Here is an 821-nt window from a genome sequence, read left to right on the forward strand (position 1 = left end):
TTCAACGTGTAGGATTTATCCTGTTATTCATCTCACTACGTACTTTGCAAAGAGTGGTGATTGCTATTTATGTTGGTTGATACTCTTCATTTTTAGTTGTGACTGCCCAAGCAATTCGCATTAGCTTATTCGCAAGTGCAACCGCTGCACGGTTTGGCCCTCGTCGCTCTTGTAAATTAAGCATCCACTTACTCAGTTTGTCAGACTTAAACTTGGCTCGTCTCAATGCTGCCCTAGCTCCATGAACAAGTAAGGACCGAATATACGTATTACCTTGCTTGGTTATGCCTAGAAGGATGACGTTACCGCCTGTCGTATCTTGCTTTGGAACAAGCCCCATCGCTGCTGACGCATCTCGGCCTGTTTTAAACTGTTGTCCTGAACCAAGCCAGACCGCCACAGCTTGGCTAGTGAGTGGCCCGAAGCCAGGAATTGACATCAATCGCTTGGCATTATCGAATTGTTTGACGGTCTGGGTGAGCTTATCTTCAAACCATTTGATTTGCTCATCAATATATAAGTAGCGCTCGTACTGGCGCGACACAAGTTCTCGCAGTATTGGCGAGAGTTGGTTTTCTGCATCTTCCAGTATCTCTGGAATGGCTTGCCTGAATGACGCTTTTCCTTTGGGAAGAACAATACCGTATTCGGCAATTAAACCTCGAACTTGATTAATCAGACGCGTTCTTTCCGTTACGCATAATCTACGTATTCGAATCAGTGATTGAATATCTTGTTGTTCGATGGACTTGTGTGGAACGGGGTGGGTGCGTTGATAGAGTGCAAGTTCAGCAATCGCTTCTGCATCGTTATAGTCATTC

At 45.1% G+C, this 821-nt stretch carries 1 protein-coding gene; it reads right to left on the reverse strand.

The genetic code is table 11. The annotated features are described in order from the left end of the window. Nucleotides 1–67: 67 nt before the first annotated feature. On the reverse strand, nt 68–821 hold a 754-nt coding region (locus AWH66_RS10095; protein ID WP_071487847.1), incomplete at its 5' end, for an IS110 family RNA-guided transposase.

The sequence above is a fragment of the Vibrio barjaei genome (assembly GCF_001639065.2).
Classification (GTDB): Bacteria; Pseudomonadota; Gammaproteobacteria; order Enterobacterales; family Vibrionaceae; genus Vibrio; species Vibrio barjaei.